Raw genomic sequence first — 25,179 nt, 5'->3', positions numbered from 1 at the left:
TCGTGACGCATCCGAGCGAGGAGAGCGCCGTGACGCAGTCCGCACCGGCAGCGCTGGAGGCGCCGAGCCTGGCCGTCCACGTGCGCCAGGTCGAGGCCCGGCTGCGGCGCGTCCTGCAGCCCCTGCTCGACGAGCATGGGCTGAGCATGGACCACTGGCGGATCCTGGCCGTGGTCGGCGCGGCTCCCGGGCTGGGGATGGCGGACGTGGCGGCGCAGGCCGTCGTCGCTGCTGCGAGCCTGACGCGGCACATGGACCGGCTCGTCGAGCGCGGCCTCGTCGTACGACGTGTCGACACCGGCGACAAGCGCCGGGCCGTGGTCGCGCTCTCGCCGCTCGGCGAGGACTACGCAGCCCGCCTCCGCGGCGCCGAGGGCGACGCCGGCGCCTAGCCTGCGCTCGGCCCGAGCAGGCCCGCCCTGACGAGCGCGGGCACCACGTGGTCGCGGATGGCCGGCCCGAGCCCGGGCTTCGTGGCGTCACCGATCCAGTCGAGCGCGGCGAGCTCCGCCTGCGGCACCGGCTCGCCGTCGGTGTCGGCCAGGAAGACGGTCAGCCGCATCGGGACGCGCTCGATCGCGGCCGGCGCCTCGACGTCGAGGAAGTGCGTGGCCGTACCGACCACGAGACCCAGCTCCTCGCGGACCTCGCGCCGCATCGCCTGCTCCTGCGACTCACCCGGCTCCGGCTTGCCGCCGGGCAGGTAGAAGACATCGGGTGCAGCCTGCTTGCTGACCACGAGCAGGCGGCCGGCGCGCAGGATGACGGCGCCGGCGACGACCAGCGTCATCCGGCGGCGACGATGCCACGCCGCAGCAGCTTGACCAGCTGCCGCGCGGTGTCGCGCACCGGCGTCCCGGCGGCGGCGTCGGCGACCTGGCCGGCGAAGTCGATGAGCTGCTTCATCTGGCGCACGAAGTCACCCGCGGTCTGGTCGTTGCGGGTGATCACCTCGTCGAGCTCCTGCCCCTCCGCCCAGCGGTAGGCCGTCCAGGCGAAGCCCGCGTCCGGGCGCCGCAGGAAGTCGAGCCGGTGCGTGCGCTCCAGCCGCTCCAGCTCGCCCCACAACCGGGTCATCTCCTCGATCGTGGTGCCGATCGCACCGCCCGGCACGTTCGGCGGGCCGTCCTCGGGCCGCCGCGCCTCGTAGACCAGCGCGGAGAGCACGGCACCGAGCTGGGCCGGCGACAGGTCGTCCCACAGCCCCAGGCGCAGCGACTCGGCGGCGACCAGGTCGAGGTCGGAGTAGATCCGCATCAGGCCGCGACCACGCTCGGTGACCTCGTCGTCGGTGAGGTACTCCAGCGCCTCCAGCACCTCGCAGACCCGGTCGAAGGTGCGCGCCACGGTGTTGGTGCGCCGCTCGATGCGCTGCGCCAGGAGCTGGGTGTCCTTCTCCAGCTTGGCGTAGCGCTCGGCCCACCGGGCGTGGTCCTCGCGCTCGGCACAGCCGTGGCAGGGGTGCTCGCGGACCTGGGCACGCAGCGCGGCGATCTGCTGCGCGGTCTCGGCGTCGACCGGGCCGCGCTCGGCCTTGGGCCGGGTCACCGACAACGGCAGGCCGCGCACCGCCTCGCGGACCGCCTGGGCGACGTCCTTGCGCTGGTGCGGGTTGCGCGGGTCGAGCTTGCGCGGCAGCTTGATCTTGGCGACCGGCTCGACGGGCGTCGGGAAGTCCATCATCGCCAGCCGGCGGCCCTGGCGCTCGGCGGTGATCACCAGCGGCCGGTGCCCGTGCTCGGACAGGCCCGGGTCGACGACGACCGCCGGGCCCGCGAACTTCCCGACCGGTACGACGACGACGTCACCCGGCTGGAGGCGTTCGAGCGAGGCCTCCGCCTCGCTGCGCCGGTCGTGCCGGCGGGCCTTGCTCGACTCCTTCTCCAGCTCCGAGATCCGGCGCCGCAGGGCGGCGTACTCCAGGAAGTCGCCCAGGTGGCACTGCGCGGCCTCGGCGTAGCCGGCCAGGGCGTCCTCGGCCTTGCGCTGCTGCCGGGCCAGGCCGACGACCGCGCGGTCGGCCTGGAACTGCGCGAAGGACTGCTCCAGCAGCTCCCGGGCGCGGTGGCGGCCGTAGGCGTGGACCAGGTTGACCGCCATGTTGTACGACGGCCGGAAGGACGAGCGCAGCGGGTAGGTCCGGGTGGAGGCGAGCCCGGCGAGGTCGCGCGGGTTCATCCCCGGCTGCCACAGCACCACCGCGTGGCCCTCGACGTCGAGCCCGCGGCGGCCGGCGCGACCGGTGAGCTGGGTGTACTCCCCCGGGGTGATGTCGGCGTGGGTCTCGCCGTTCCACTTCGAGAGCTTCTCCAGGACCACGGTGCGCGCGGGCATGTTGATGCCGAGCGCGAGGGTCTCCGTGGCGAAGACCATCTTGACCAGCCCGCGCAGGTAGAGCTCCTCGACGCACTCCTTGAACGCCGGCAGCATCCCCGCATGGTGGGCGGCGATGCCGCGCGAGGCGGCGTCGAGGAAGTCGTGGTAGCCGAGCACGTGCAGGTCGTCGGCGGGCAGGCCACCGAGGGTGCGCTCGACGTAGGCGATCGCCTCGTCGCGCTCCTCGGGGTCGGTGAGGCGCAGGTTGGCCTCCAGGCACTGCTTGACGGCGGCGTCGCAGCCGGCGCGACTGAAGATGAAGTCGATCGCCGGAAGCAGGTTCTTGCGCTCCAGCTGGTCGATGACGTCGACCCGGCTCGGGATCCAGATCCGCCGCCCGTTGCCGACGTTGCGGCTGCCGGGCCCACCCTGGCGGCCACGCTGGCCCTTCGGCGTACGGCGGTCCTTGAGCCGGCTGGCGGCCCAGTCGTCGCGCGCGAGCTTCATCAGCTCGTCGTTGACCGGAGCGCCCTCGCGGACGAAGCCCGCGGCCGCGTCCACGTCGGAGGAGGCAAAGAGGTCGAGCAGGCGGCGGCCGACCATCACGTGCTGGAACAGCGGCACCGGGCGCCGCTCGGCGACGATCGTGCGGGTCGCGCCGCGCACCGTCTCCAGCCACTCGCCGAACTCCTCGGCGTTGGAGACCGTCGCGGACAGCGACACCACCGACACCGACTCCGGCAGGTGGATGATGACCTCCTCCCACACCGCGCCACGGGCCCGGTCGGCGAGGTAGTGCACCTCGTCCATGACCACGAAGCCCAGGCCGACCAGCGTCCGGGAGCGGGCGTAGAGCATGTTGCGAAGCACCTCGGTGGTCATCACGACCACCGGCGCCTCGCCGTTGATCGTGGTGTCACCGGTGAGCAGGCCGACCTTGTCGGCGCCGTGGCGGTCGACGAGGTCGCTGTACTTCTGGTTCGACAGCGCCTTGATCGGCGTCGTGTAGAAGCACTTGCGGCCGGTCTCCAGCGCCAGGTGGACCGCGAACTCCCCGACGACGGTCTTGCCGGCGCCGGTGGGCGCGGCGACGAGCACCCCGTCGCCGTCCTCGACGGCCTTGCAGCCCTCGACCTGGAAGTCGTCGAGCGGGAAGGCGTAGCCGGCCGCGAAGTCGCGGAAGACCGGGTGCCCCTTGTCGCGGCGGTACGACGCGTAACGCTCGGCGGCGCTCGGCTCGCCCTCGGTCGGACGGCTCATGCGCGCACCCGCACGGCGCCGGGGACGGCCTCGACAGTGAGCGGCAGCGGGCCGAAGCGCTCGCCGTCGGCGTACCCGACGATGCCGGCGCTGGCCACCGTCACCCGCCGGACGCGGTGGTGCTCGTACTGCGGATGGTTCACGTGGCTCCCGTCGAAGAGCTGGGGGAAGGTGCGCAACAGCTGGACCCGGCTGAGCGGCTTGATCAGCACCACGTCGAGCAGGCCGTCGTCGAGCTCGGCGCCGTGGGTGATCCGCAGCCCACCGCCGAACGACGGCCCGTTGCCGACCGCGACCAGCATCGCCTCGACGTGCCGCTCGACGCCGTCGAGCTCGAGCACGTAGCGCAGCGGCTGGAAGGTCCGCAGCTCGGCCACGGTGGCGAGGTTGTAGCGCATCTGCCCCTTGGGCCAGCGCATCCGGTTGGCCCGCTCGTTGACGACCGCGTCGAAGCCGGCCGCCAGGACCCCGCCGAAGTAGCGCCCGCCGATCCGGGCCAGGTCGATGGTGCGGGTGCGTCCGGAGATGATCCGGCCGGCCGCCGCGGCGCCGTCACCGAGCGGGACGTCGAAGTAGCGGGCGAAGTCGTTGCCCGTCCCGGCCGGCAGCACCCCGAGCGGCACGTCGGTGCCGGCCAGCGCCTGCAGGGCGATGTTGACCATGCCGTCCCCGCCACAGACCACCAGCACGTCGGGCCGCTCGGCCACCGCCACGCGGGCCAGGTCGGCGGCGTCGTCGGCGCTGCGGCTGGTCAGCGCCGTGGTCTGCCAGCCGGCGCCGTGGAAGCGCGGCAGCGCCTCGTCGAGCAGCCGCCCGGCACGCCCCTTCCCCGAGGTCGGGTTGGTCAGGACGACGGCGCGGGGCACGGGTGAAGGCTATCCCCGGCTCACAGGTCGAGCGGACTCGCCTCGTCGGGCGAGAGCCCCGCGTTGACGGACCTGCCGGCGCGGCGGCGGTCGTTGTAGCGGGCGATCACCTCGGAGACGAGGAACAGCAGCACCATCGGGACGGCCATGAAGGTCATCGTGAACGGGTCGCCGGAGGGCGTCATCACCGCGGCGAAGATGAAGGTGCCGACGATCATCCACGGTCGGTGCGCGCCGAGGGACTTGCCCTTGACGATGCCCGCGAGGTTCAGCAGGACGACGAAGACCGGGATCTCGAAGGCGATCCCGAAGCCGAGCAGGGTGCGCACGAAGAACGACAGGTAGTCGTTGAACTCCACCAGGTTCGTCAGGTCCGCCTGGGTGAACCCGATCAGGATCTCCAGGCCCTTGGGCAGGGTGACGTAGCCGAGCACGATGCCGACCAGGAAGAGCGGCCCCGCGACCAGCGCGAAGACCAGGCTCCACCGCTTCTCCTCCCGGTGCAGCCCGGGCAGGATGAAGGCCCAGATCTGGTAGAGCCAGACCGGGCTGGTGGCGATCACCGCGGCGATCCCGCAGAGCTTGAGGTAGAGCAGGAAGGGCCCGCCGATGCCGTTGGCCGTGGCCATCGTGCGATCGGCGCCGAGCGCTTCCCGAGCCTGCTGGTAGGGCTCGTTGATGACCGCGAAGATCGGGTCGAAGAAGAACAGCGCGACCACGAACGCCACCAGGATGGCGAAGGCGGACTTGAGCAGCCGGGCGCGCAGCTCACGCAGGTGGTCGGACAGCGCCATCCGGCCGTCGGTCCCGACGGGGTGGAGGGGCTTGCCGAGGAACAGCCGGGCGACCCCGGTCAGCGACATGGAGGAGAGACCTGCGGTGCGGGTCGGTCAGGCGTTCTTCTCACGGGGCTCGTCGACGATCTCGCCCTCGGCGACGTCGTCGGCGACACCGAGCTGGCTCGGCGGGGTCGGCTTCGCCGGGGGCGCGGCCTCGTCGTCGTCGCGCAGGCCCTTGGTCTCGGCCTTGAAGATGCGCAGCGCCTGGCCGGTGCCTCGGGCGAGGTCGGGCAGCTTGGCGGCACCGAACACGAGGACGACGATCGCCAGGATGATGAGCCACTCGGCGCCCTGGGGCATTCCGATCAGGGAAGACATCGTGCGGACCAACTCTCGCTTCTCAGGTGCAACGGACTCCGTCCATGCTACGCCCCCCTCACCCGTAGAGGCTGAGGGTCTCCTGTGCACGGGCCGTGAAAGAGTCGGTGAACTCTGCGGGCCGCACCACCACGGCGTACGGCGCCAGGCGCAGCAGCAGCCGGTCGAGCCAGCGCCGGTCGACGACCACGAGGTCCACCTCGGCCGAGCCGTCGGGGTCGGTGCGCACCGTGCGGACCGGGTAGTACTCGGTGGCCCAGCGGGCCTCCGGCGCCAACCGCAGGGTGACCACGACGTGGTCCTCCCCCGCGACGTCGGTGAACAGCCCGCTGCTCAGGTCGCGCGGCGGGCGGGGGTCGGTGGCGGTGGGCGTGTCGAGCACCTCGAGCTTGGTGATCCGGTCCAGCCGGAACAACCGCTCCCCCTCGGCCCGGTGGCACCAGGCGTCGAGGTAGGAGAAGACGCCGTGGCTGACCACCCCGCGCGGGTCGACCAGGCGCTCGGACTCCTCGTCGCGCGAGGGCACCCAGTAGGTCAGCCGGACCTGCTTGCCCGCGGCTGCCGCATCGGTGAGCACCCGGGTCCGGTCGACGATCGCGACCTGCTCGGCGTCGCGCGGCGAGGGCGTCACGTCCACGTGGGCCGCGCCCGCGGTCGCCGCCGCACCCTCCAGCTTCTCCAGGACCCGGCCGACCAGGTCGCGGTTGTCACCCGTGGAGGTGTCGCGCAGCATCCGCAGCGCCACGATGATCGCCGAGGCCTCGGTGGCGCTCAGCCGCAGCGGCCGGGCGAGGTACTCCGCGTTCTCCACCCGGATCATGCCCTCGGTGATCGCGCCGCCCTGCTCGGTCTGGATCGCGTCCATGTCGACGTCGATCAGGTCGTCCGGCAGACCGCCCGGCAGGCCGCACATGAAGAGCACCTTGAGGTCGCGGACCACCTGCTCGGAGGTGGTGCCGAGCAGCCGGGCCGCCTCGTCGAGGCGTACGCCGTCGCGGTGGTGCAGGAAGGGGACCAGCGTCAGCAGCCGGGCGACCTGGTCGCGCGCGCCCGAGGCGGGCAGGGCGTGGCGACTCATGCGACCACCTGGCGCAGCCGCTCCACGACCTGCTCACGCACCGCGAGCGGCTCCAGGAGCACCACGTCCGGACCGTGGGCCAGCACCTCGTCGGCGAGCCCGATCGCCGGGCGCACCAGCTCGACCCGGTCCCAGCGGGTCCGCTCGTCGGGGCCCGGTACGCCGGTCTCGACCCGCGCCGCGGAGCGCCGGAAGCCGTGGCCCGCACCGGCACGCACCAGGAGCACCGCGTGCTCGGTCGCGCTCGGCGGGGCCAGCCGGCGGGCGATCTCGCGCACGTCGGTGTCGGGCGGGACGTCGTAGGCGCCGGGGAGGCCGACCGTGCGCACCTCGCCCTGGACCCGTGACAGGCGGAAGACCCGCTCCGCCTGACGGTCGAGGTCGAAGCCCACGACGTACCACCGGCCGGTGGAGCGGACCACGCCCCACGGCTGGACGCGCCGGGTGCTCGGTGCGTCGGCGCCGGGGCGCTGGTAGTCGAAGGCGATCTCGGTGCGCTCGCACACGGCCAGCCAGCAGGTCTCGAAGCCGGGCTCCTCGGCGGTGAGCAGCGGCTGGGCGATGTCGAGCGCGTCCAGGTCGACGTCGATGCCGGCGGCGGACAGCTTGCGCACCGCGTCGGAGGTCGCCTGCGCCATCGTCGCGTGCTGCCAGACCCGCGAGGCGAGCCCGACCACCGCGGCCTCCTCGGCCGTCAGCTCGACGTCGGGCAGCGCGAAGGCCTCCGGCGGGATCCGGTAGCCGACCTCGTCCTCGAACAGCGGGTCGATCGTCGCCACGTCGACGGGCACGCCCAGGCTGCGCAGCTCGTCCTTGTCGCGCTCGAACATCTTCTCGAACGCCTCGGGGCGCGAGTCGGGGTAGAGCAGCTCCCGGATCCGCTCCTTGGCGATCGGGCGCCGCTGGACGAGCAGCATGATCAGCAGGTTGAGCAGCCGCTCGCTCTTGGGTGCGGGCATGGGGTCGATTCTGCCCTGTGGGGCGCTACTGCGAGGGCGTCGCCGACGGCGAGGCCGGCGCGCTCGTCGAGCCCGACGGCGAGGCGGCGCCGGTCGGCGCCGGGGTCGGCTCGGGCTTGGCGGTGTCGAGGACGTCGACGACGAAGTAGAGCGTGGAGTTGGCCGGGATGTCGGTGCCCTGCGCCTTGTTGCCGTAGCCGAGGCTCGGCGGGATCTCCAGGATCACCCGGCTGCCGACGGTCTGGCCCACCAGGCCCTGCGACCAGCCCTTGACGACGCTCGCCTGGGCACCGCCCAGGACCGCGGTGAACCCGCCGCGGGTGAAGCTCTCGTCGAAGGGCTTCTTGCCCTTGGCGAGCTGGCCGACGTAGTTGAGGATCGTCTCCTGGCCGCTCTTGACGACCGGGCCGGTGCCCTTGGTCAGCACCGCGACGCGGAGCTGGCCGTTGGGGGCCGGGACGCCGGTGAAGTCGAGACCGGTCGGGATGCCGTCCTTCTCGACGACCTTCGGGGCCCAGGCGGGCGCGGCCTGGGTGGCGCCCTCGGGCTTGGCGAGGCCGACGATGTCGGCGACGTAGAGCATGCCGTCCTCGTTGCCGATGTCGAGGTCGGCGAGCAGGGACGCGGCCTGGCTGCCGAAGTAGTTGCCGAAGGCCTTGTCGCTGCCGACGGTGACGGCGATCCGGCTGCCGATGGTCTGGCCGGCCTTGATCTGGCCGTCGAGGCCGAGCGCGAGCACGTCGGACAGCGAGGTCGGGTCCGCGGCCTTCGCGCCGATCCGGACGACCCGGCTCAGCTTGGTGTCCTGGTAGCTGTCGTAGGTGACCTTGTGGGTCCAGCCGTCGGCGAGGGTGAACTCGACCTTGACGATGTCGCCGTCCTTGAGGGCTGCGCCGTCGCCCTTGGTGACCACCTTCGACTTCGCCGCCTCGGCGGTCATGGTGCCCTTCCAGTCCAGCTTCGGCGTCTCGCCGACCTTGCCGGAGATGGACACGGCGTCGAAGCCCTTGAGCTCGGAGTCGTCGCTGCCGCACGCGGCCAGCGCCAGGGAGGCGGGCAGCAGAGCGGTCAGGAGCAGGGTCGTGGGACGTCGCAGGCGCAGCAGCACGCGCAAACCTTACCCATGGGACCCGAAATCCGGCGGCACCGGGCGGCGCCGGCGATCACATGCCGTCGATGAGGCGCTGGACGCGCTCGTCGTAGGCCCGGAAGGGGTCCTTGCACAGCACCGTGCGCTGCGCCTGGTCGTTGAGCTTGAGGTGCACCCAGTCGACGGTGAAGTCGCGACGCCGCTCCTGGGCCTTGCGGATGAACTCGCCGCGCAGCCGGGCCCGGGTGTTCTGCGGCGGCACCGACTTGGCCTCGAAGATCTTGAGGTCGTTGGTGACCCGGGTGACCGCGCCGCGCTTCTCCAGCAAGTAGTAGAGGCCGCGGCCGCGGTGGATGTCGTGGTAGGCCAGGTCGAGCTGGGCGATCCGGGCGTGGCTCATCGGCAACCCGTGCTTGGCGCGGTAGCGGTCGATCAGCTTCCACTTGATGACCCAGTCGATCTCGCGGTCGACCAGGCCGAGGTCGTCGGACTCCACGGCCTTGAGGGTGCGCTCCCACAGGTCGAGCGAGCGCTCGATGACGGGGGTGCTGATGCCGCGGCGGTCGACGAAGTCGCGGGCCTTGGTGAGGTACTCGGCCTGGATGTCCAGGGCGCTGGCCTCGCGGCCGTTGGCGAGGCGGACCTTGCGGCGGCCGGTGACGTCGTGGGAGATCTCCCGGATCGCGCGGATCGGGTTCTCCATCGTGAGGTCGCGCATCACCACGCCCTCCTCGATCATCCGCAGCACCAGGTCGCAGGAGGCGACCTTGAGCATCGTGGTCGTCTCGCTCATGTTCGAGTCGCCGACGATGACGTGCAGGCGGCGGTACTTCTCCGCGTCCGCGTGCGGCTCGTCCCGGGTGTTGATGATCGGCCGGCTGCGGGTGGTGGCGCTGGAGACGCCCTCCCAGATGTGCTCGGCGCGCTGGCTCACGGCGTACGACGTGCCCCGCGGCGTCTGGGTGACCTTCCCCGCGCCGACGATGATCTGGCGGGTCACCAGGAACGGGATCAGCACGTCCGCGAGCCGGGAGAACTCCCCGGCCCGGCTGACCAGGTAGTTCTCGTGGCAGCCGTAGGAGTTGCCCGCGGAGTCGGTGTTGTTCTTGAACAGGTAGATCTCGCCGGCGATGCCCTCGTCGTGCAGGCGCTGCTCGGCGTCGAGCAGCAGCCCCTCCAGGACCCGCTCCCCCGCCTTGTCGTGGGTGACCAGCTCGGCGACGTCGTCGCACTCGGGCGTGGCGTACTCGGGGTGGCTGCCGACGTCGAGGTAGAGCCGGGCGCCGTTGCGCAGGAAGACGTTGCTGGAGCGACCCCAGCTGACGACCTTGCGGAAGAGGTAGCGGGCGACCTCGTCCGGGCTGAGCCGGCGCTGTCCCCGGAACGTGCACGTGACGCCGTACTCGTTCTCGATGCCGAAGATGCGGCGGTCCATGTAGGCACACTACTGTCCCGGGCCGCATCGGGTAGCGAACCTGCATGGACACCCCGATCCCCGCCTCCAGCACCCCTGTCTGGTTCGACCGGCCGCGTCCGGAGCAGCGTCCCGCGGCGACCGGCCGGGCGTCGTACGACGTCGTGGTGGTGGGTGCCGGCATCGCCGGCCTGCTCACCGGCCTGCTGCTCGCCCGCGGCGGCCGCTCGGTGGCGGTGCTCGAGGCGCGGCGCGTCGGCGACGGCACCACCGGCCACACCACCGGCAAGGTCAGCCTCCTGCAGGGCACGAAGCTGAGCCGGGTGGTCCGCACGAACCCGCTCGGCGTCGCCCGGCAGTACGTCGAGGCGAGCCGCGAGGGCCAGGCCTGGCTGCGCCACTACTGCGCCGAGCACGGCGTCGACCACCGCTCCGGGCACGCGACGACGTACGCCACCACCCGGCTCGGCGAGCTCCGGGCCCGGGCCGAGCTCGCCGCTGCCCGCTCGTGCGGGCTGGACGTGACCTGGACCCGCGAGACCGAGCTGCCCTACGACGTGCACGGCGCCGTGCGGATCGAGGACCAGGTCCAGCTGCACGCGCTCGACCTGCTGTCCTCGCTGGTGAGCAGCCTGGAGGCCGAGGGCGGGACGCTCTTCGAGTCCTCCCGGGTGCTCGGCGTCGACCGGTCCGGCGACCGGGTGGCCGTCCGCACCGAGCAGGCGGAGATCGACGCGGACCGGGTGGTCCTCGCGAGCGGCCAGCCGATCCTCGACCGCGGCGCCTTCTTCGCCCGGCTCAAGCCGCAGCGCTCCTACGCCGCCGCGCTGTCCTCGCCGTGGGTGCCCGAGGGGATGCACCTCTCCTCGGACCAGCAGACCCGTTCCCTGCGCTCGGTCGCCACGGCCGACGGCGAGGAGCTGCTGATGGTGGGCGGCTCGGGCCACGTCACCGGACGCAGCGACCCGCCGCGCCGGCTGGCCTCCTTGTTGTCCTGGGCGGTCGAGACCTTTCCCGGCAGCGAGGTGCGCCACGTGTGGTCGGCCCAGGACCAGTCCCCGGTCAGCGGCCTGCCCTACGTCGGCCCGCTCCTGCCCGGGGACCACCGGATCCAGGTCGCGACCGGCTTCGACAAGTGGGGGCTGACGGCCGCGCCGGCCGCCGCCCTGGCGATCACCGCCGACCTGCTCGGCGGCAGCGTGCCGTCGTGGGCGCGGGCACTGCGCAGCTGGACCCCGCGCGAGGCCCTCGCCGCGGGCCGGGCCGCGCTCTTCAACGGCGAGGTCGGCGTGCAGATGGCCTGCGGCCACGCGGCTCGCCCGTTCCGCGGTGACGACGCGCCGCTGTGCACCCACCTGGGCGGCGTGCTGTCGTGGAACGCGACCGAGGAGTCCTGGGACTGCCCGCTCCACGGCTCGCGGTTCGGGGCGGACGGCGCGGTGCTGGAGGGTCCCGCCACCCGTCCCCTCCACTGAGCGGCAGGTCACCCGGACGACGGGTAGAACCTGTTACAGTTTTGCCATGAAGGACTCCTACGACGTCGTCGTGGTCGGCGCCGGCGGTGCCGGCATGTCCGCGGCGCTCGCCGCCGCCCGGCAGGGCCTCGACACCGTCCTGGTCGAGAAGAGCCCGTACTTCGGCGGCTCCACCGCCCGCTCCGGCGGCGGCGTGTGGATCCCCGGCAACTACGCGCTGCGCGCCGCCGGCCAGGTCGACGCCGGCGACCAGGAGGCCGCCAAGACCTACCTCGACGCGATCGTCGGCGACGTGGTGCCGAAGGTCCGCCGCGACACCTACCTCGACCGCGGCCCCGAGGTGCTCGACTTCCTGCGCGAGCACACGCCGCTGGAGTTCACCTGGGTCCCCGAGTACGCCGACTACCTCCCCGAGCAGCCCGGCGGCCGCCCGCGCGGGCGCAGTGTCGAGCCGGTCCCGATGGACGCGCGATTCCTCGGCGCGGAGCTGGAGCGGCTGCACCCGGCGTACACGAAGGCGCCGGCGAACCTCATCGTCACCCAGGCGGACTTCCGCAAGATCAGCCTCGGCCTGCGCACGATCAAGGGCCCGCTGACCATGGTCAAGGTGATGCTCAAGCGGCTGCTCGCGATGGTGACGGGCAAGAAGATGTTCGCGATGGGCAACGCCATCGCGATCGGGCTGCGCCAGGGCCTGCGCGACGCCGGCGTGCCGGTGGAGTACGAGACCGCCCTCCTGGACCTGCTCGTCGAGGACGGCCGGGTCGTCGGCGTCGTCGTCTCGACGGGCTCGGCCGACGGCGGGGAGCAGCGCCGTGAGATCCGCGCCCGCCGCGGCGTGATCCTCGGCTCCGGCGGTTTCGAGCACAGCCAGGAGCTGCGCGAGAAGTTCCTCCCCCAGCCGACCTCGACCGAGTGGTCCACCGGGTCGGCGTCCAACACCGGCGGCGGGCTGCTGGCGGGCACCGCGGCAGGCGCCGCGACCGACCTCCTCGACGACGCCTGGTGGGGCCCGACCATCCCGCTCCCGGGGCGGGCGTGGTTCTGCCTGGCCGAGCGCAACCTGCCCGGCTCGATCATCGTGAACTCCGCGGGCCGGCGCTTCATGAACGAGGCGCTGCCCTACGTCGAGGCGACGCACGCGATCTACGAGGGCCAGGCCACGGGGGTCGACCACGTGCCGGCGCACATGGTCTTCGACCAGACCTACCGCAACCGCTACCTGTTCGCCGGCGTGCCGGGCCGCCAGCCCTTCCCCGGTCGTTGGTACAAGGAGGGCGTCGTCGTGCGTGCGGACACCCTCACCGAGCTCGCCGCCACGCTGGGGCTGCCCGCGGGCGCGCTGGAGGCGAGCGTCGAGCGCTTCAACGGCTTCGCCCGCAGCGGCGTCGACGAGGACTTCCACCGCGGCGAGAGCGCCTACGACAAGTACTACTCCGACCCCACGGTCAAGCCGAACTGCTCGCTCGCGCCGATCGCCAAGAGCCCGTTCTACGCCGTGAAGATCGTCCCCGGCGACCTCGGCACCAAGGGCGGTCTCGTCACCGACGAGCGGGCCCGGGTGCTGCGCGAGGACGGCACCGTCATCCCCGGCCTGTACGCCGCCGGCAACGTCTCGTCCGCGGTGATGGGCAACACCTACCCCGGCCCCGGCGGGACGATCGGTCCCGCGCTCGTGTTCGGCTACCTGGCAGCGGAGGACGTCGCCCGTGCCCATTGATCCCTCGGTGGCCATCGGCGCCGACCTCGGTGCCCGCACCTTCTCCTGGACCGCCTCCGACGTCCTGCTCTACCACCTCGGCATCGGCGCCGGGTCGCGCACGGGTGAAAACCTCGACCCCGGCGCGCTGCGCTACACCCTCGACGACGGCGCGCTCCAGGTGCTGCCGTCGTTCGGCGTCGTCGCGCCGACCTTCCACGAGACCGACCCGCCGCCGCTGGACCTCCCCGGCTGCGACATCAACCTCGCGCAGGTGGTCCACGGCTCGCAGTCGATCTCGGTGTCCGGCCCGCTCCCCACCTCCGGCACGGCGACCGTGCGCACCACCCTCACCGACGTCTGGGACAAGGGCAAGGCCGCCGTCATCTGGCAGGAGGGCGTCGCCACCGCCGACGACACCGGGGCCGAGCTGTGGCGGGTGCGCTCCTCGATCTTCGTCAAGGGCGAGGGCGGCTGGGGCGGCGACCGCGGCTCGTCCAGCCCGGTCGTGGTGCCCGAGCGCGCGCCCGACCACGTCTCGTCGTACGCCGTGACGCCGCAGCAGGCGCTGCTCTACCGCCTGTGCGGCGACCGCAACCCCCTGCATGCCGACCCCGCGTTCGCCGAGGCCGCCGGTTTCCCGGCGCCGATCCTGCACGGCCTGTGCTCCTACGGGATCGTGCTGCGCGAGCTCACCGACGGGCTCCTGGACGGCGACGCGGCGCGGGTCAGCGGGTTCGCCGGCCGGTTCGCCGGCGTGGTCTTCCCCGGCGAGACGATCCGGGTCGCCGGGTGGCGCGAGGGCGAGGAGGTCGTGGCGAGCGCGACCATCGAGGGCGGTCCGCGCGACGGCTCCCCCGTCCTGGCCGACTGCGTGCTGAGCGTCAGCTGACGGTCAGTGCCCGCAGCAGGCCGCGCAGCTGCGTGGCCTGCTCCTGCGTGATGCCGAGCGCGTCGGCGATCCGGCAGTGCACGTCGCCGAAGCGCTCGTGGACGGAGCGACCCGCCTCGGTCAGGCTCACCAGGACCGCACGCTCGTCGTCCGGACTGCGGTGGCGGGTGACGAGGCCGTCGCGCTCCAGGCGCCGCAGCAGTGGCGAGAGGGTGGCGTGGTCGAGGCGCAGCTCGCGGCCGACGTCCTTGATCGGGATCTCGTCGTGGGCACCGAGGACGACGAGGACGAGGTACTGCGGGTAGGTCAGGCCCAGCTCGCCGAGGATCGGTCGGTAGGCCGCGGTCACCCGGCGGGACGCGGCGTACAGGTCGAAGCAGATCAGGTCGTCGAGGACCGGCGTCGCGAGCGTGGCCATGGTGGGAATATACATCGTGTGCCATTATCTTGTGCACAATGTAATTTCCCCGACCGAGAGGAACCCCTCATGCCCACTCGCACCGGACGCACCGCCTGGAACGGCGGCCTGCAGGACGGCACCGGCCAGGTCGAGCTGACCTCGTCGGGCGCCGGCACCTTCGACGTCTCCTTCCCCAAGCGAGCCGCGGACGACGCCCAGGGCGCCACCAGCCCCGAGGAGCTCATCGGCGCCGCGCACTCCGCCTGCTACGCGATGTCGCTGTCGAACGAGATCGCCTCGGCCGGCGGCACGCCGATCGCGCTCGACGTCTCCGCGGACGTCACCCTCGGCCCGGACCCGGCCGGCGGCTTCCAGCTCACCGGCATCACGCTCGTCGTGCGCGGCGAGGTCGAGGGCCTCGACGAGGAGGCCTTCCAGGCCGCCGCCGGCGCGGCCAAGGTCGGCTGCCCCGTCAGCAAGGCCCTGTCCGGTGTGACGATCACGCTGGACGCGGCGCTGGAGAGCTGACCGGGTCACCGACCCTGATCGTCCCGCCCTCCAGGACCCGGAACACGGTCCCGGCCCGGCGCCGGAGCGCCTCCTGCGCTCCGGCGCCGATCGTGTCGTCGAGCAGCTTGCACGGCGCGGCGACCCGCACCACCTCCAGCAGCACGTCGCCGACCCGGAGCAGCGCCCCGGGGTCGCGGGGCACGACGCCGTCACTGAGCGTGAGGTTGCGGCGGGTCAGCTCCGCGGGGACCGGACGGCCGTAGACCTCGGCCGCCTCGTCGAGGCTGGTGCGACTCTGCACGGTCACGTGCCGGTGCCGGGTCCCGTGGTAGCGATCGCCCACGATCCCCTTGCCGGCCTCGACCTCCACCGACTGCTTCGGCTGCATCGGCAGGCGGCGCCCCTTGGCGACGTGGATCGCCTCCACCACCGGGTCCCTCACCCCTCGAGGCTAGCCACCTAGGGTGCAGCCATGGACGTGCGGCTGCCTCCGCCCACCCGCGAGCGGCCGCGCAGCGCGCCGGTCGCCGTCGTGGTCGGCCTGGTGCTGCTCGTCGCCCCGCTCGCCGCGGTCGGCACCCAGGGCCTGGAATTCTTCGACCGCCTGGACGCCATGATGCTGGCCCTCACCGGCCTCGTCATCGCCGGCTGGGGCGGCTGGCAGGTCGGCCGGCCCGGCCCCCGGCTGCGCCGGCCGACCGACGTCCACCTCGACGGCGTCGGCGTCACCGCGCGCGGCGCCGCGCTGACCTGGCCCGACGTCGCCCTGGTCGAGGTGCGCTGGTGGCAGATCGTGCCGCCGTACGTCGAGGAGGCCCAGCACCTGCCCGTGCTGCGGTTCGTCGCCCGCGACGACGGCGACATCACCACCGACGCCCACCTGAGGCCCGACGACGGGCTCGCCCACGCCTTCGGCATCACGCCCGCCGCGGCCGCGCTGACCGTCGTGGTCGGCCTCGACGGGCTGGAGCCGCTGGAGGAGGTGCTCGGCTGGCTCGGCGAGCACCGCGCCGACGTACCGGTGGAGGTGGGGGCGCCGCCGACGTTCTAGCGTCGCCGGGCCAGCCCGGTCCCCACCGCCGGGAGCACGATCCCGACCGCCAGCAGTGCGGCAGCGGCCGGCCACCACGGCCCGAGCCCGTCGAGGAGCAACGGGCCGTCGGCCTGGTCGGCGAAGTAGGTGGACCGCTCCGGTCCGTCGTGCGCCCCGCGGGGCGGCGCCGTGCAGGAGACGCCGATCCGGGCGCTGTCGGTGCGTCCCTCCGCGAAGGCGACCCACGGCACCGCGCCGCCGCCGCGCGTGCCCGCGGACATCGGCGTCAACGGCACCCGCTCGCCGGACGGGAGTGCGACCGCGGCGCACGCCGGGCTGTCCTCGTTCGCACCACGCCACAGCAGGAAGCGCTCCCCCGGCTCGACCGCAACCTCGTGGGCGGGCGCGCCCGCCACGACCTCGGCGTCCGCCGGCCAGTGCCGGTAGGAGGTGCCGTCGACCCACAGGAAGAGCGTGAGCAGCAGCCCGGCCGTCAGCGACCCGACGCCGAGGAGCACGACCGTCCGGGTGCCCCACCGCGGGCGCCGTCCGGTGGCGGCGGGTGCGGAGGTCAGGTCGAGGGACATGGAGGAAGTGTGGCAGGCGGCGGGAGCCCCCGCCGACGTTCTGGACGGGCCGCCGACGGGTAACGTCCCGGTGTGGTCGACGTGGGTCCGGTGCTCGTGGACCACCGCGAGCGTGGCAGCACGATCCCGGCCGCGCTGAGTGCCGCGGGCCTGGAGGTCCGGCTGGTCGACCTCCCGGTCGGTGACTACGTGCTCGGGCCCGGCCTGGCCGTCGAGCGCAAGGGCCCGTCCGACCTGGGCGCCTCCATCCGGGACGGCCGGATCTTCGACCAGGCGACCCGGTTGCAGTCGGCCTTCGTGCAGGCCGTGCTCCTGATCGAGGGTGAGCCGCAGGGCATCGCCGAGGACGCCTGGCGCGGCGCGGTGTGCCGCCTCGTCGAGGACGGCTTCACCGTGCTGCACAGCCTGGATGCCGAGGACAGCGCGGCCTGGGTCGTGCGGCTGGCCAAGCGTGCCCGCCGGGCGGGGCCGACGACCCGCACCGAGGGACCCCGCCGGGCACCGCGGCACCCGTCCGCGCAGGCGGAGGCGATGCTGGCCGTCGTCCCCGGCATCAGCACGACGATGGCCCGCAGCCTGCTCGGGTCCTTCGGCTCGCTCGCGGCGGTCGCCGCCGCCGCACCGGAGGGCCTGCGCCGGCACCCCGGCATCGGCCGGGTCCGGGCACACCGGCTCGCGGAGGCGCTGCACGCGTCGTACGTCCCCTCCAGCGAGCGGGAGCCGGAGCCGGGACGTCCCGCCCGCGGCGAGCGCCCGGACCGCCGTTGGGTGGTCGTCGAGGCGGGTGGCGAGACCCGCTCCTTCGACCGCCGGGCCATCGCGCTGCGCACGCTGCGCTCGGCCCCCGACGGCAGCCAGCTGGTCGACGGGCTGACCGGCGAGGTCGTGGCCCGCGACTGAGGACCGCTAGGAGCGGGCCGCGGCGGCCCTGTCGCGCAGCGCGGCGACCATCGCGTCCGGGTCCTCGGCGGAGTAGACCGCCGAGCCGGCCACGAACACGTCCGCACCGGCCTCGGCGCAGCGCTCGATGGTCTCCAACGAGACGCCGCCGTCGACCTGCAGCCAGGTCTCGACGCCGTGCTTGTCCATCAGCGCGCGGGCCCGCCGGATCTTCGGAAGGCACAGGTCGAGGAACTTCTGCCCGCCGAAGCCGGGCTCCACGGTCATGATCAGCAGCATGTCCAGCTCGGGGAGCAGGTCCTCGTAGGGCTCGATCGGGGTGGCCGGCTTGAGTGCCATCGACGCCCGGGCGCCTGCCGCACGGATCTCGCGGGCCAGCCGGACCGGAGCCTTCGCGGCCTCGACGTGGAAGGTCACCGAGCCGCAGCCCGCCTCGACGTACGCCGGGGCGTTGCGGTCGGCGTCCTCGATCATCAGGTGCGCGTCGAGCGGCACCGGGCTGACGCGGGCGAGCGCCTCGACCATGGCCGGGCCGAAGGTGAGGTTCGGGACGAAGTGGTTGTCCATCACGTCGACGTGCACCCAGTCGGCGCCGGGGATCCGGGCCACCTCCTCGCCGAGACGGGCGAAGTCGGAGTTGAGGATCGACGGCGTGATCTGCAGGTGGCCCACGGGCGAGCAGTCTAGGGGTCGCGTCCGGCCGGACCCGATGCCGGATCTGGTCTCGGCGGCACATCGATTCGGCCATTCGGCTCCGGAACGGCCGGCGCGCGCCGATCATCGAAGCAGGAACCACGGCGGTTCCGGCGAGGGGAGGTCTCCCGATGTCGATGATGAACAGCGAAGCCCGCAAGCGCGCCGCGGCCAGGCTCGCGGAGCCCGATCCGACGGCGGTGGCCGCCCGGCTCGCCGACGCCTGGGACCGCGAGGCCGACCACGAGGACGCCTGCGGCAACGGCTTCGCCGCCGTGATCCTGCACGCGCATGCCCGCGAGCTGCGGGCCGCGCTGCAGCCGCCGCTCAGCGCCTGAGCGCCTCCGCGATCGCCTCCACCCCGCGCGCCACCTCGGCGAACGAGGTGGACAGCGGCGAGAGCCCGATCCGCAGGCCGTCGGGATTGCGGAAGTCCGGGATCACGTCGCGCTGCCACAGCGCGGCGGTCACCTCACGCATGCGTGCATGGGAGAGGGTGACGTGGCCGCCGCGCCGGGCGGCGTCCCGCGGAGAGACCAGGTCGACCTCCGGGAGGTCGCGCTCGACCAGCGCCACGGCGTACGACGTCAGGTCGATCGACTTCGCGCGCACCGCCGCGATGCCGACCTCCTCCAGCAGCCCCACCATGTCCTCCAGGCCGAGCATCCCGACCACCGGCGGGGTGCCGCTGATCAACCGCCGGATCCCGGCCGCGGGCTCGTAGCCCTGGCCCATCGCGAACGGGTCGGCCGCGCCCATCCAGCCCTGCACCGGCTGCTGGAAGTCGCCGGAGTCCAGGTGGCGCCGCGCGACGTAGCCGAACGCCGGCGCGCCCGGCCCGCCGTTGAGGTACTTGTAGGTGCAGCCGACCGCGACGTCGACCTGCCAGGCGTCCAGCTCGACCGGCACGGCGCCGGTCGAGTGGCACAGGTCGAGCAGGATCCACGCTCCGGCGTCGTGGGCGACCTTCGTCAGCGCCGGGGCGTCCGCGAGCCAGCCGGACTTGTAGGCGACGTGGCTGACCACGACCAGCGCGGTCCGCTCCCCCACCACCTCGGCGAGCCCCTCGGGCGTGACGCCGCCGGCCGGGTCGACGTCGAGCCAGCGCACGGTCAGCCCGCACTCGCGGGCGACGCCCTCCACGACGTACCGGTCGGTGGGGAAGTTGTCGCGGTCGATCACGATCTCGGTCCGGCCCGGCCGCGCGGCCACCGCGCCGCGGACGAGCTTGTAGAGCAGCACCGTCGTGGAGTCGCCGATCGCGGTCTGGCCGGGCGCCGCGCCGAGCCCGACGGCCGCGAGCCGGTCGCCGAGCACCAGCGGCAGCTCGAACCAGCGCTCGTCCCAGCCCCGGATCAGCCGGCCGCCCCACTCGTCGGTGACGAACTCCCGGACCCGGTCCGCGGTCGCGCGCAGCGGCCGCCCGAGCGAGTTGCCGTCGAGGTAGACCAGCGGGGTCTCGGCGCCGGCGAAGCGGTCCCGGTGGGCGGCGAGCGGGTCCTGCGCGTCCAGCGCGGCGGCGTCGAGAGTCACCCGCAGAACCTACTCCTCGTCCCCCTCGTCGGTGGGCAGGTCGTCGCGGTCCGCCCACTCCAGCAGCGGCCCCAGGTCGAAGACGTGGTCGTCGATGTCGTGGTGCAGGTCGCCGATCTCGGCGAAGCGCGCCGGCACGGTGCGGATCGTGAAGTCGCGGGGGTCGGCGTCGTCGATCTCGTCCCAGCGGACCGGGGTGGAGACCCGGGCGTCCGGGAGCCCACGGACCGAGTACGCCGCCGCGATCGTGTGGTCGCGGGCGTTCTGGTTGTAGTCGACGAAGACCGCCGCCGGGTCGCGGTCCTTCTTCCACCACGTCGTGGTGACCAGCTCGGGAGCCCGCCGCTCGACCTCGCGGGCGAAGGCGAGCGCCGCGCGTCGTACGCCCTTGTGGTCGTGCTCGGGCTTCACCCGCACGTAGACGTGCAGGCCCTTGCTGCCGCTCGTCTTCGGGTAGCCCACCGCGCCGAGCTCGTCGAGGACCTCGTGCGCGACGTGGGCGACCTTGCGGATGTCGTCGTACGTCGAGGCGGGGCCGGGGTCGAGGTCGATCCGCCACTCGTCGGGCATCTCGGTGGCGCCGCGACGGCTGTTCCACGGGTGGAACTCGACCGTCGACATCTGCACCGCCCAGATCACCGAGGCGAGCTCGGTGACGCAGAGCTCGTCGGCGGTGCGCTTCCAGCGCGGGAAGAACAGCTGCACCGTCTCCACCCAGTTCGGCGCACCCGAGGGCAGCCGTTTCTGGTGGACCTTGTCGCCGTCGAGACCCTTGGGGAAGCGGTGCAGCATGCACGGGCGCTCCCACAGCGCGTTGACGATGCCCTCGCCCACGGCGAGGTAGTACTCGACGAGGTCGAGCTTGGTCGCCCCGATCTCGGGGAAGTAGACGCGGTCGGGGTTGCTCACCCGGACCACGCGGTTCTCGACCTCGATCTCCACCGCAGGCGACGCCATGGGGCGAGGCTAGCGGGGATCCAGCGACGCGGCCGGGACCTCGGGGTCTGCTCCGACCGCGGGGATCTCCTCCACAGCGCCGGCACGCGAGGGCTTGCGGCTGATCCGGCGGTACCAGGCGGGCGCGACGACCAGGGCCTCGGCGCGCAGCACGGCGCTGGCGACGCGCGGCAGGTCGGCGACGTCGCCGTAGACGAGGTAGCGCGGGACCCACTCGGGGCGGTACTTCACGTTGGAGCGGTAGAGCGCCTCGATCTGCGCGAAGCGCGAGGCCCACAGCAGGATCGCGCGCCACATCTTCAGCACCGGGCCGGCGCCGATCCGCTCGCCGCGGGCGAAGACGCCACGGAAGGCGGCGAAGTTGAGCGACACCTTGGTGACCCCGATCTGCTCGGCGTCGGCGAGCAGGGTGGTCACCATCAGCTCCACGATGCCGTTGACGGCCTCGGGGCTGCGACGCATCAGGTCGAGCGAGATCCCGTCGTCACCCCAGGGCACGAAGGACAGGAAGCCCGCGACCCGGCCGTCGTCGTGGCGGGCGATCACCACGGCGCCGGCGTCGTCGCGCTCCTGGCCGAAGCGGCCCAGGGCCATCGCGAAGCCACGCTCGATGGCGCCGTCCCGCCACGCGATCGCGTCGGTGCGCAGCTCCTCGCGCAGGTCCCGTGGCAGGTCGGCGACCCGGTGCACCGTCGCCGACAGCCCGGAACGCTCGGCGCGCGAGACCGCCTGCCGTACGCCGCGCATGGCCCGGCCCTCGAGGGTGAACTCCGCGACGTGCAGCACCGCCTCGTCCCCGACCTCCAGCACGTCGAGCCCGGCACCGTGGAAGACCTCCGCGCCGCGCTCGCTGCAGCCGAGGTTGGCCGGTGCCCAGCCGTAGGAACGGGTCTCCTCCAGCCAGGCGGCGACGGCCTGCGGCCAGTCGTCGGGATGACCGAGCGGGTCGCCGGCGGAGAAGGAGACGCCGCCGATGACCCGGTAGGACACAGCGGAGCGGCCGGTCCGGCTGAACACCACCGCCCGGTCGTCGCGGGTCGCGAAGTAGCCGAGCGAGTCGACCCAGCCCCACCGGTCGAGCAGCCCGCGCAGGGCCGTGTGCTCCGCGGGCGTCATCGGGTGCGGGCCGTCCGGCGGAGCGAGGGCCGCGACGAAGGCGAGCAGCAGCACGGCGATGCCGAGCACGGCCAGCCCGACCGCGGCGACGGTCTCGCTGTGGCCGTGGTGGGTGAACCGGACCGGGCCGGAGACCCCGACCAGGCCGAGGACGGCGTGCGCGAGCCGGTCCCCGGACGTCGTACCGGGCGCCTGGCCCTCCTGGCTCAGGCTCAGCCACAGCCAGCCGAGACCGGTCGCGAGGACCGGGCCGAAGGTCAGCACGGTGACCACCCGGCGCAGCGACAGCGGGTCGGGGCGGGCGGTGAAGCTCTTGCGCGCGGCGACGAGCTGGACGACGAACAACCCGCACAGCGCGGCCTGCTCCACCTGCAGCCCCCGCAGCAGGTGGATGAGTCCGGCGGCGCAGGTCAGCAGCAGCGTGACCGTCCAGGCGCGGGCCTTGCCGCGGCGCAGGCCCCGGGAGAGCACCACGAGCATCACGCCGATCGCCGCGCCGCCCGTGGTCGCGGCCGCGGGGAAGGACGCCGGCACCACCTCGTGCACCAGGCGCACCCGCGCGCCGATGCCGGGCAGGTAGGCGCTGAGCAGGCCGACGGCACCCACCAGCAGGACGACGCGACTGACCCACAACGGGGAGCGGAGTGCCGCGAGCCAAGATCTCACGTGTTCGAACGGTACGCCGCCCGGGCGTGTCGCGGCGCCTGCTGGGCGCGAGACACGCGCCACAGTCGGCCGCTCAGCCGGCGCCGCCCCGGGCCAGCAGCGCCAGGAGCAGGCAGGCGAGGCTGGCCTCGTCGGTGATCTCCCCGCGGCCCGCCCGGGAGAGGACCTCGGCGAACGGCAGGCGGTGCATCCCGACGATGCCGTCGGCGAGGTGGTCCTCTCCCCCGGCGTACGACAGTCCACGGGCGAGGTAGACGACCTGCGGGGCGTCCGCGACCCCGACGAGCCCCCGGGTGCGCCCGATCTCCTGCCAGTCCTCGGCGACCAGGCCGGTCTCCTCGCGCAGCTCGCGGCGGGCGGCGTCCAACGGGTCCTCGCCGTCGGTGCTGCCGGCCGGCACCTCCAGCGAGCGTGGGTCGCCGGTCGTGTACCGGTCCACCTCCACGAGCACGACCTCCTCGTCCTCGGTGAGCGCCACGACGAACACGGCCGGGTGACGGACCTCCACCACGCCGTAGATGCCCTCGGTGCCGTCGGGACGCACCACCTCGTCCTCGCGGACCCGGATCCACGGGTTCTCGTAGGCGGTGCGGGTCGACCGGCGCTGCCAGGTGCTCATGGGCCCAACCTAGGCCGGGCCGCCGTAGCGTGGCCGCATGGACGCTGTCACGCGATCGCGACGCCGAGGCGTCAGATGGGTGTGAAGGCAGACAGGCAGGCCGCCGAGTTCACGGCGTTCGTCCACGCGACCGGCACCCAGCTGCACCATGCGGCGGTGCTGCTCACCGGCGACCACCACCTCGCCGAGGACCTGACCCAGGCGACGTACGCGAAGGTCTTCCTGCACTGGCGGCGGGTCAGCGCCGCCGACAGCCCGCTCGCCTACGCCCGGACCACGCTGCTCAACACCTTCCTGTCGCACCGCCGGCTGCGCCGCAACACGGAGCGGCCCGCCGAGCTGACCCCGCCGGACGCGGGTCACGAGCCCGACCCCGGCACCCGGCTCGACCTGCTCGCCGCGCTCGGCACGCTGCCGCCGTTGGACCGGGCGGTCGTGGTGCTCCGCTACTGGGAGGACCGCAGCGTCGCCGACACCGCGACCGACCTCGGGCTCACCGAGACCGTCGTGCGGACCCGCGCCCGGCGCGCCCTGCAACGCCTCCGACCACTCATCGACATCCCCGAGAGGACTCTCCCGTGACCGACATCGACACCACCCTGGGCCCGGCGCTGCGTGAGCGCCTGCGCACCGAGGTCCCCGACCTCGAGCACCTCGCCGCCGCCTCGTTGCGCACCGGCCTGCGGATGCGCCGCCGGCGCCGGATCGCCACGGCCGCCGGCGGGGCCGCCGCCGTGACCGTCATCGGCGTCGCCGCCAGCCAGACCGGCGGCGGTACGACGGCCCACGACCCCGACGTCGCCGCCAGCACGACGGCGCCGGCGACGCCCGCCGCCACAGTGACGACGGACGTGCCCGACGTGCCGACGGTCGGGACGGCCCTCCCCGTCCGGGTCACCGCGCCGGGCTGGGACTGCGAGTCCTTCCCCGTCGACGAGAAGATGTCCTGCCAGAAGGGCGCCCTCGGGATCTCGATCGTGGTCCGGCCCGCGTCCGACTACGACGCCTGGCGGGGATCGGCGGACAAGGAGGGCTCCGCCGAGTGGACGAGCCCGCTCCACGGCAACTACTTCGTGACGATCCAGGGCGGCACCGCGCCGTTGCGGCCGGCCGAGCTCGACCGGCTCGTGGCCGGCCTCGCCTTCGACCCGCACTGGACGCGCGTCACCGGAGGCTGAGCTCGACCCGGTCCAGCCAGTCCCCGACCAGCGCACCCACGACCGCCGGTCGCTCCAGGTGGAGGTTGTGCCCGGTGCCGTCGAGGATCGCGAAGGTGCCACGCGGGTAGTGCTCGCGCAGCGCGACGCCGTCCTCGAAGCCGACGACGTGGTCCTGACGGCCGAGGACGTGCAGCGACGGCGCGTCGAAGGGTGGGGCGTCGGCCTCGGGGACGGGCGCCTCGGCGTAGCGCTCCCCGAGGCGCGCGAGGACCGTCTGGTCGGCGCCGCGCATGCCCGGCACGACGTGGCGGCGGAAGGCGCGGAAGGCCGCCGGGGTCTGCAGCACCGCCATCTCGGCGAAGTCGTCGCGGACGTCGGCGGCCTCGTCGAGCACGCCGTCGTCGGAGCGGAGGACCTGACGCCCCGGCAGGCGACGCCGGGCGTGGTCCATCTCGAAGACGCCGGCGAGGGTGGCGAGCCCCGCACACTGAGTGCGGAGGGCGTGCGCCGCGTGACGGGCGACCATCGCGCCGAAGGAGTTGCCGAGCACTGCGAAAGGCCCGTCGCCGGCGAGTGCGCGGACCTCCTCGACGACGGCGTCCGCCAGCTCACCCGGGGTCGCGACACCGGTGTCCTCGGCGCCCTCGGCCCACGGCAGGTCGACGTAGACCCGCTGCCAGGGCCGCTCGCCGACCATGTCCTCCAGCGGGAGCATGATCCGGTGGTCCACGGCGAACCCGTGGACGACGACGAGCGGGAGGCCCTCCCCGGAGGTCTGCGCGATCACCGGGCCGAGCGT

The 25,179-nt window shown here is 73.4% G+C and carries 28 protein-coding genes; 10 read left to right on the top strand and 18 right to left on the bottom strand.

Features of this window, described 5'->3' with window-relative positions:
- Positions 1–29 precede the first annotated feature (29 nt).
- A complete protein-coding gene (locus MRBLML1_RS13450; protein WP_364516640.1) occupies positions 30–392 on the top strand; it encodes a MarR family winged helix-turn-helix transcriptional regulator in 363 nt (120 codons plus the stop codon).
- Here MRBLML1_RS13450 and MRBLML1_RS13445 read toward each other — a convergent pair.
- The 9 genes from MRBLML1_RS13445 to pafA form a co-directional block, all read right to left on the bottom strand.
- Positions 389–790: an NUDIX hydrolase gene (locus MRBLML1_RS13445; RefSeq protein WP_364516638.1), complete on the bottom strand. Its 402-nt coding sequence runs from the start codon at positions 788–790 to the stop codon at positions 389–391. The two genes, MRBLML1_RS13450 and MRBLML1_RS13445, sit on opposite strands and share 4 nt — an antisense overlap.
- The gene (locus MRBLML1_RS13440) at positions 787–3,576 is read right to left on the bottom strand and encodes a DEAD/DEAH box helicase (protein ID WP_364516636.1); all 2,790 of its coding nucleotides are present in this window, start codon (positions 3,574–3,576) and stop codon (positions 787–789) included. The genes MRBLML1_RS13445 and MRBLML1_RS13440 overlap by 4 nt, the downstream gene beginning before the upstream one ends.
- On the bottom strand, positions 3,573–4,442 hold the full coding sequence (locus MRBLML1_RS13435; protein ID WP_364516634.1) for a diacylglycerol kinase: 870 nt from the start codon (positions 4,440–4,442) through the stop codon (positions 3,573–3,575). Before MRBLML1_RS13435 ends, MRBLML1_RS13440 begins: the two co-directional genes overlap by 4 nt.
- Positions 4,443–4,462: 20 nt before the next feature.
- Positions 4,463–5,305: a twin-arginine translocase subunit TatC gene (gene tatC, locus MRBLML1_RS13430; RefSeq protein ID WP_364516632.1), complete on the bottom strand. Its 843-nt coding sequence runs from the start codon at positions 5,303–5,305 to the stop codon at positions 4,463–4,465.
- Between the two features lie 27 nt (positions 5,306–5,332).
- On the bottom strand, positions 5,333–5,581 hold the full coding sequence (tatA, locus tag MRBLML1_RS13425; protein ID WP_364516630.1) for a twin-arginine translocase TatA/TatE family subunit: 249 nt from the start codon (positions 5,579–5,581) through the stop codon (positions 5,333–5,335).
- A 76-nt stretch (positions 5,582–5,657) separates the two neighbouring features.
- Positions 5,658–6,677, bottom strand: coding sequence for a helix-turn-helix transcriptional regulator (locus MRBLML1_RS13420; RefSeq protein ID WP_364516628.1), 1,020 nt, complete (start codon positions 6,675–6,677; stop codon positions 5,658–5,660).
- Positions 6,674–7,636, bottom strand: coding sequence for a helix-turn-helix transcriptional regulator (locus tag MRBLML1_RS13415; RefSeq protein ID WP_364516626.1), 963 nt, complete (start codon positions 7,634–7,636; stop codon positions 6,674–6,676). The genes MRBLML1_RS13420 and MRBLML1_RS13415 overlap by 4 nt, the downstream gene beginning before the upstream one ends.
- 25 nt (positions 7,637–7,661) lie before the next feature.
- Positions 7,662–8,744: an FKBP-type peptidyl-prolyl cis-trans isomerase gene (locus tag MRBLML1_RS13410; protein ID WP_364516624.1), complete on the bottom strand. Its 1,083-nt coding sequence runs from the start codon at positions 8,742–8,744 to the stop codon at positions 7,662–7,664.
- Between the two features lie 55 nt (positions 8,745–8,799).
- Positions 8,800–10,161 carry a Pup--protein ligase gene (gene pafA, locus MRBLML1_RS13405; protein WP_364516622.1) on the bottom strand — a complete coding sequence of 454 codons (1,362 nt, stop codon included), beginning with the start codon at positions 10,159–10,161 and terminating at the stop codon, positions 8,800–8,802.
- A 44-nt stretch (positions 10,162–10,205) separates the two neighbouring features.
- Between pafA and MRBLML1_RS13400 the strand changes: the two genes are divergently transcribed.
- Genes MRBLML1_RS13400 through MRBLML1_RS13390 form a run of 3 tightly spaced genes read left to right on the top strand, consistent with a single transcriptional unit; the run spans position 10,206 to position 14,206 of the window.
- Entirely contained in the window at positions 10,206–11,615 is a 1,410-nt protein-coding gene (locus MRBLML1_RS13400; protein WP_364516620.1) for an FAD-dependent oxidoreductase, read from the top strand.
- Between the two features lie 46 nt (positions 11,616–11,661).
- Positions 11,662–13,335 (top strand): 3-oxosteroid 1-dehydrogenase, encoded by a 1,674-nt coding sequence (kstD, locus tag MRBLML1_RS13395; RefSeq protein WP_364516617.1) that lies wholly within the window; start codon positions 11,662–11,664, stop codon positions 13,333–13,335.
- The gene (locus MRBLML1_RS13390) at positions 13,325–14,206 is read left to right on the top strand and encodes a MaoC/PaaZ C-terminal domain-containing protein (protein ID WP_364516615.1); all 882 of its coding nucleotides are present in this window, start codon (positions 13,325–13,327) and stop codon (positions 14,204–14,206) included. Before kstD ends, MRBLML1_RS13390 begins: the two co-directional genes overlap by 11 nt.
- Here MRBLML1_RS13390 and MRBLML1_RS13385 read toward each other — a convergent pair.
- Entirely contained in the window at positions 14,199–14,624 is a 426-nt protein-coding gene (locus MRBLML1_RS13385; protein ID WP_364516613.1) for a MarR family winged helix-turn-helix transcriptional regulator, read from the bottom strand. The genes MRBLML1_RS13390 and MRBLML1_RS13385 overlap by 8 nt on opposite strands.
- Before the next feature lie 69 nt (positions 14,625–14,693).
- On the opposite strand from MRBLML1_RS13385, the gene MRBLML1_RS13380 reads away from it, so the two are divergent.
- Positions 14,694–15,134 carry an OsmC family peroxiredoxin gene (locus MRBLML1_RS13380; protein ID WP_364516611.1) on the top strand — a complete coding sequence of 147 codons (441 nt, stop codon included), beginning with the start codon at positions 14,694–14,696 and terminating at the stop codon, positions 15,132–15,134.
- Here MRBLML1_RS13380 and MRBLML1_RS13375 read toward each other — a convergent pair.
- Positions 15,106–15,558 (bottom strand): MOSC domain-containing protein, encoded by a 453-nt coding sequence (locus MRBLML1_RS13375; RefSeq protein WP_364516609.1) that lies wholly within the window; start codon positions 15,556–15,558, stop codon positions 15,106–15,108. The two genes, MRBLML1_RS13380 and MRBLML1_RS13375, sit on opposite strands and share 29 nt — an antisense overlap.
- Before the next feature lie 30 nt (positions 15,559–15,588).
- Between MRBLML1_RS13375 and MRBLML1_RS13370 the strand changes: the two genes are divergently transcribed.
- Positions 15,589–16,167, top strand: coding sequence for a hypothetical protein (locus MRBLML1_RS13370; protein WP_364516607.1), 579 nt, complete (start codon positions 15,589–15,591; stop codon positions 16,165–16,167).
- On the opposite strand, the gene MRBLML1_RS13365 is transcribed toward MRBLML1_RS13370, so the two are convergent.
- Positions 16,164–16,736: a hypothetical protein gene (locus MRBLML1_RS13365; protein WP_364516605.1), complete on the bottom strand. Its 573-nt coding sequence runs from the start codon at positions 16,734–16,736 to the stop codon at positions 16,164–16,166. The two genes, MRBLML1_RS13370 and MRBLML1_RS13365, sit on opposite strands and share 4 nt — an antisense overlap.
- A gap of 72 nt (positions 16,737–16,808) precedes the next feature.
- Between MRBLML1_RS13365 and MRBLML1_RS13360 the strand changes: the two genes are divergently transcribed.
- Positions 16,809–17,636, top strand: coding sequence for an ERCC4 domain-containing protein (locus tag MRBLML1_RS13360; protein WP_364516603.1), 828 nt, complete (start codon positions 16,809–16,811; stop codon positions 17,634–17,636).
- Between the two features lie 6 nt (positions 17,637–17,642).
- On the opposite strand, the gene rpe is transcribed toward MRBLML1_RS13360, so the two are convergent.
- Positions 17,643–18,308 (bottom strand): ribulose-phosphate 3-epimerase, encoded by a 666-nt coding sequence (gene rpe, locus MRBLML1_RS13355; protein ID WP_364516601.1) that lies wholly within the window; start codon positions 18,306–18,308, stop codon positions 17,643–17,645.
- 152 nt (positions 18,309–18,460) lie between these two features.
- Here rpe and MRBLML1_RS13350 point away from each other — a divergent pair, with 152 nt between their 5' ends.
- Positions 18,461–18,667, top strand: coding sequence for a hypothetical protein (locus MRBLML1_RS13350; protein WP_364516599.1), 207 nt, complete (start codon positions 18,461–18,463; stop codon positions 18,665–18,667).
- On the opposite strand, the gene MRBLML1_RS13345 is transcribed toward MRBLML1_RS13350, so the two are convergent.
- The 4 genes from MRBLML1_RS13345 to MRBLML1_RS13330 form a co-directional block, all read right to left on the bottom strand.
- On the bottom strand, positions 18,657–19,862 hold the full coding sequence (locus MRBLML1_RS13345; RefSeq protein ID WP_364516597.1) for a kynureninase: 1,206 nt from the start codon (positions 19,860–19,862) through the stop codon (positions 18,657–18,659). The genes MRBLML1_RS13350 and MRBLML1_RS13345 overlap by 11 nt on opposite strands.
- 9 nt (positions 19,863–19,871) lie before the next feature.
- The gene (gene ligD, locus MRBLML1_RS13340) at positions 19,872–20,819 is read right to left on the bottom strand and encodes a non-homologous end-joining DNA ligase (RefSeq protein WP_364516595.1); all 948 of its coding nucleotides are present in this window, start codon (positions 20,817–20,819) and stop codon (positions 19,872–19,874) included.
- 9 nt (positions 20,820–20,828) lie between these two features.
- Entirely contained in the window at positions 20,829–22,601 is a 1,773-nt protein-coding gene (locus tag MRBLML1_RS13335) for a phosphatidylglycerol lysyltransferase domain-containing protein (protein WP_364516593.1), read from the bottom strand.
- A gap of 73 nt (positions 22,602–22,674) precedes the next feature.
- Entirely contained in the window at positions 22,675–23,220 is a 546-nt protein-coding gene (locus MRBLML1_RS13330; RefSeq protein WP_364516591.1) for an NUDIX hydrolase, read from the bottom strand.
- 75 nt (positions 23,221–23,295) lie between these two features.
- On the opposite strand from MRBLML1_RS13330, the gene MRBLML1_RS13325 reads away from it, so the two are divergent.
- Together MRBLML1_RS13325 and MRBLML1_RS13320 are read left to right on the top strand one after the other, a co-directional pair.
- Positions 23,296–23,802, top strand: coding sequence for a SigE family RNA polymerase sigma factor (locus MRBLML1_RS13325; protein ID WP_364516589.1), 507 nt, complete (start codon positions 23,296–23,298; stop codon positions 23,800–23,802).
- The gene (locus tag MRBLML1_RS13320; protein WP_364516587.1) at positions 23,799–24,398 is read left to right on the top strand and encodes a hypothetical protein; all 600 of its coding nucleotides are present in this window, start codon (positions 23,799–23,801) and stop codon (positions 24,396–24,398) included. Before MRBLML1_RS13325 ends, MRBLML1_RS13320 begins: the two co-directional genes overlap by 4 nt.
- Here the strand turns inward: MRBLML1_RS13320 and MRBLML1_RS13315 are convergent.
- Complete coding sequence (locus tag MRBLML1_RS13315) at positions 24,385–25,167, bottom strand: alpha/beta fold hydrolase (protein WP_364516585.1); 783 nt, start codon at positions 25,165–25,167, stop codon at positions 24,385–24,387. The two genes, MRBLML1_RS13320 and MRBLML1_RS13315, sit on opposite strands and share 14 nt — an antisense overlap.
- Between the last annotated feature and the right edge of the window lie 12 nt (positions 25,168–25,179).

Origin of the sequence: Nocardioides sp. LML1-1-1.1, from assembly GCF_040676175.1 — a bacterium.
Taxonomy (GTDB): Bacteria; Actinomycetota; Actinomycetes; order Propionibacteriales; family Nocardioidaceae; genus Nocardioides.
The sequence above is the reverse complement of the archived record's forward strand: the minus strand, read 5'-3'. Positions and strand labels throughout refer to the sequence as shown.

Coding starts and splice junctions, on each gene's coding strand:
- ligD (WP_364516595.1), bottom strand. CDS start 20,819: ATGGCGTCGCCTGCGGTGGAGATCGAGGTCGAGAACCGCGTGGTCCGG.
- kstD (WP_364516617.1), top strand. CDS start 11,662: ATGAAGGACTCCTACGACGTCGTCGTGGTCGGCGCCGGCGGTGCCGGC.
- MRBLML1_RS13420 (WP_364516628.1), bottom strand. CDS start 6,677: ATGAGTCGCCACGCCCTGCCCGCCTCGGGCGCGCGCGACCAGGTCGCC.
- MRBLML1_RS13440 (WP_364516636.1), bottom strand. CDS start 3,576: ATGAGCCGTCCGACCGAGGGCGAGCCGAGCGCCGCCGAGCGTTACGCG.
- MRBLML1_RS13385 (WP_364516613.1), bottom strand. CDS start 14,624: ATGGCCACGCTCGCGACGCCGGTCCTCGACGACCTGATCTGCTTCGAC.
- tatA (WP_364516630.1), bottom strand. CDS start 5,581: ATGCCCCAGGGCGCCGAGTGGCTCATCATCCTGGCGATCGTCGTCCTC.
- MRBLML1_RS13445 (WP_364516638.1), bottom strand. CDS start 790: ATGACGCTGGTCGTCGCCGGCGCCGTCATCCTGCGCGCCGGCCGCCTG.
- MRBLML1_RS13400 (WP_364516620.1), top strand. CDS start 10,206: ATGGACACCCCGATCCCCGCCTCCAGCACCCCTGTCTGGTTCGACCGG.
- MRBLML1_RS13330 (WP_364516591.1), bottom strand. CDS start 23,220: ATGAGCACCTGGCAGCGCCGGTCGACCCGCACCGCCTACGAGAACCCG.
- pafA (WP_364516622.1), bottom strand. CDS start 10,161: ATGGACCGCCGCATCTTCGGCATCGAGAACGAGTACGGCGTCACGTGC.
- MRBLML1_RS13350 (WP_364516599.1), top strand. CDS start 18,461: ATGTCGATGATGAACAGCGAAGCCCGCAAGCGCGCCGCGGCCAGGCTC.
- MRBLML1_RS13370 (WP_364516607.1), top strand. CDS start 15,589: ATGGACGTGCGGCTGCCTCCGCCCACCCGCGAGCGGCCGCGCAGCGCG.
- tatC (WP_364516632.1), bottom strand. CDS start 5,305: ATGTCGCTGACCGGGGTCGCCCGGCTGTTCCTCGGCAAGCCCCTCCAC.
- MRBLML1_RS13365 (WP_364516605.1), bottom strand. CDS start 16,736: ATGTCCCTCGACCTGACCTCCGCACCCGCCGCCACCGGACGGCGCCCG.
- MRBLML1_RS13415 (WP_364516626.1), bottom strand. CDS start 7,636: ATGCCCGCACCCAAGAGCGAGCGGCTGCTCAACCTGCTGATCATGCTG.
- MRBLML1_RS13325 (WP_364516589.1), top strand. CDS start 23,296: ATGGGTGTGAAGGCAGACAGGCAGGCCGCCGAGTTCACGGCGTTCGTC.
- MRBLML1_RS13380 (WP_364516611.1), top strand. CDS start 14,694: ATGCCCACTCGCACCGGACGCACCGCCTGGAACGGCGGCCTGCAGGAC.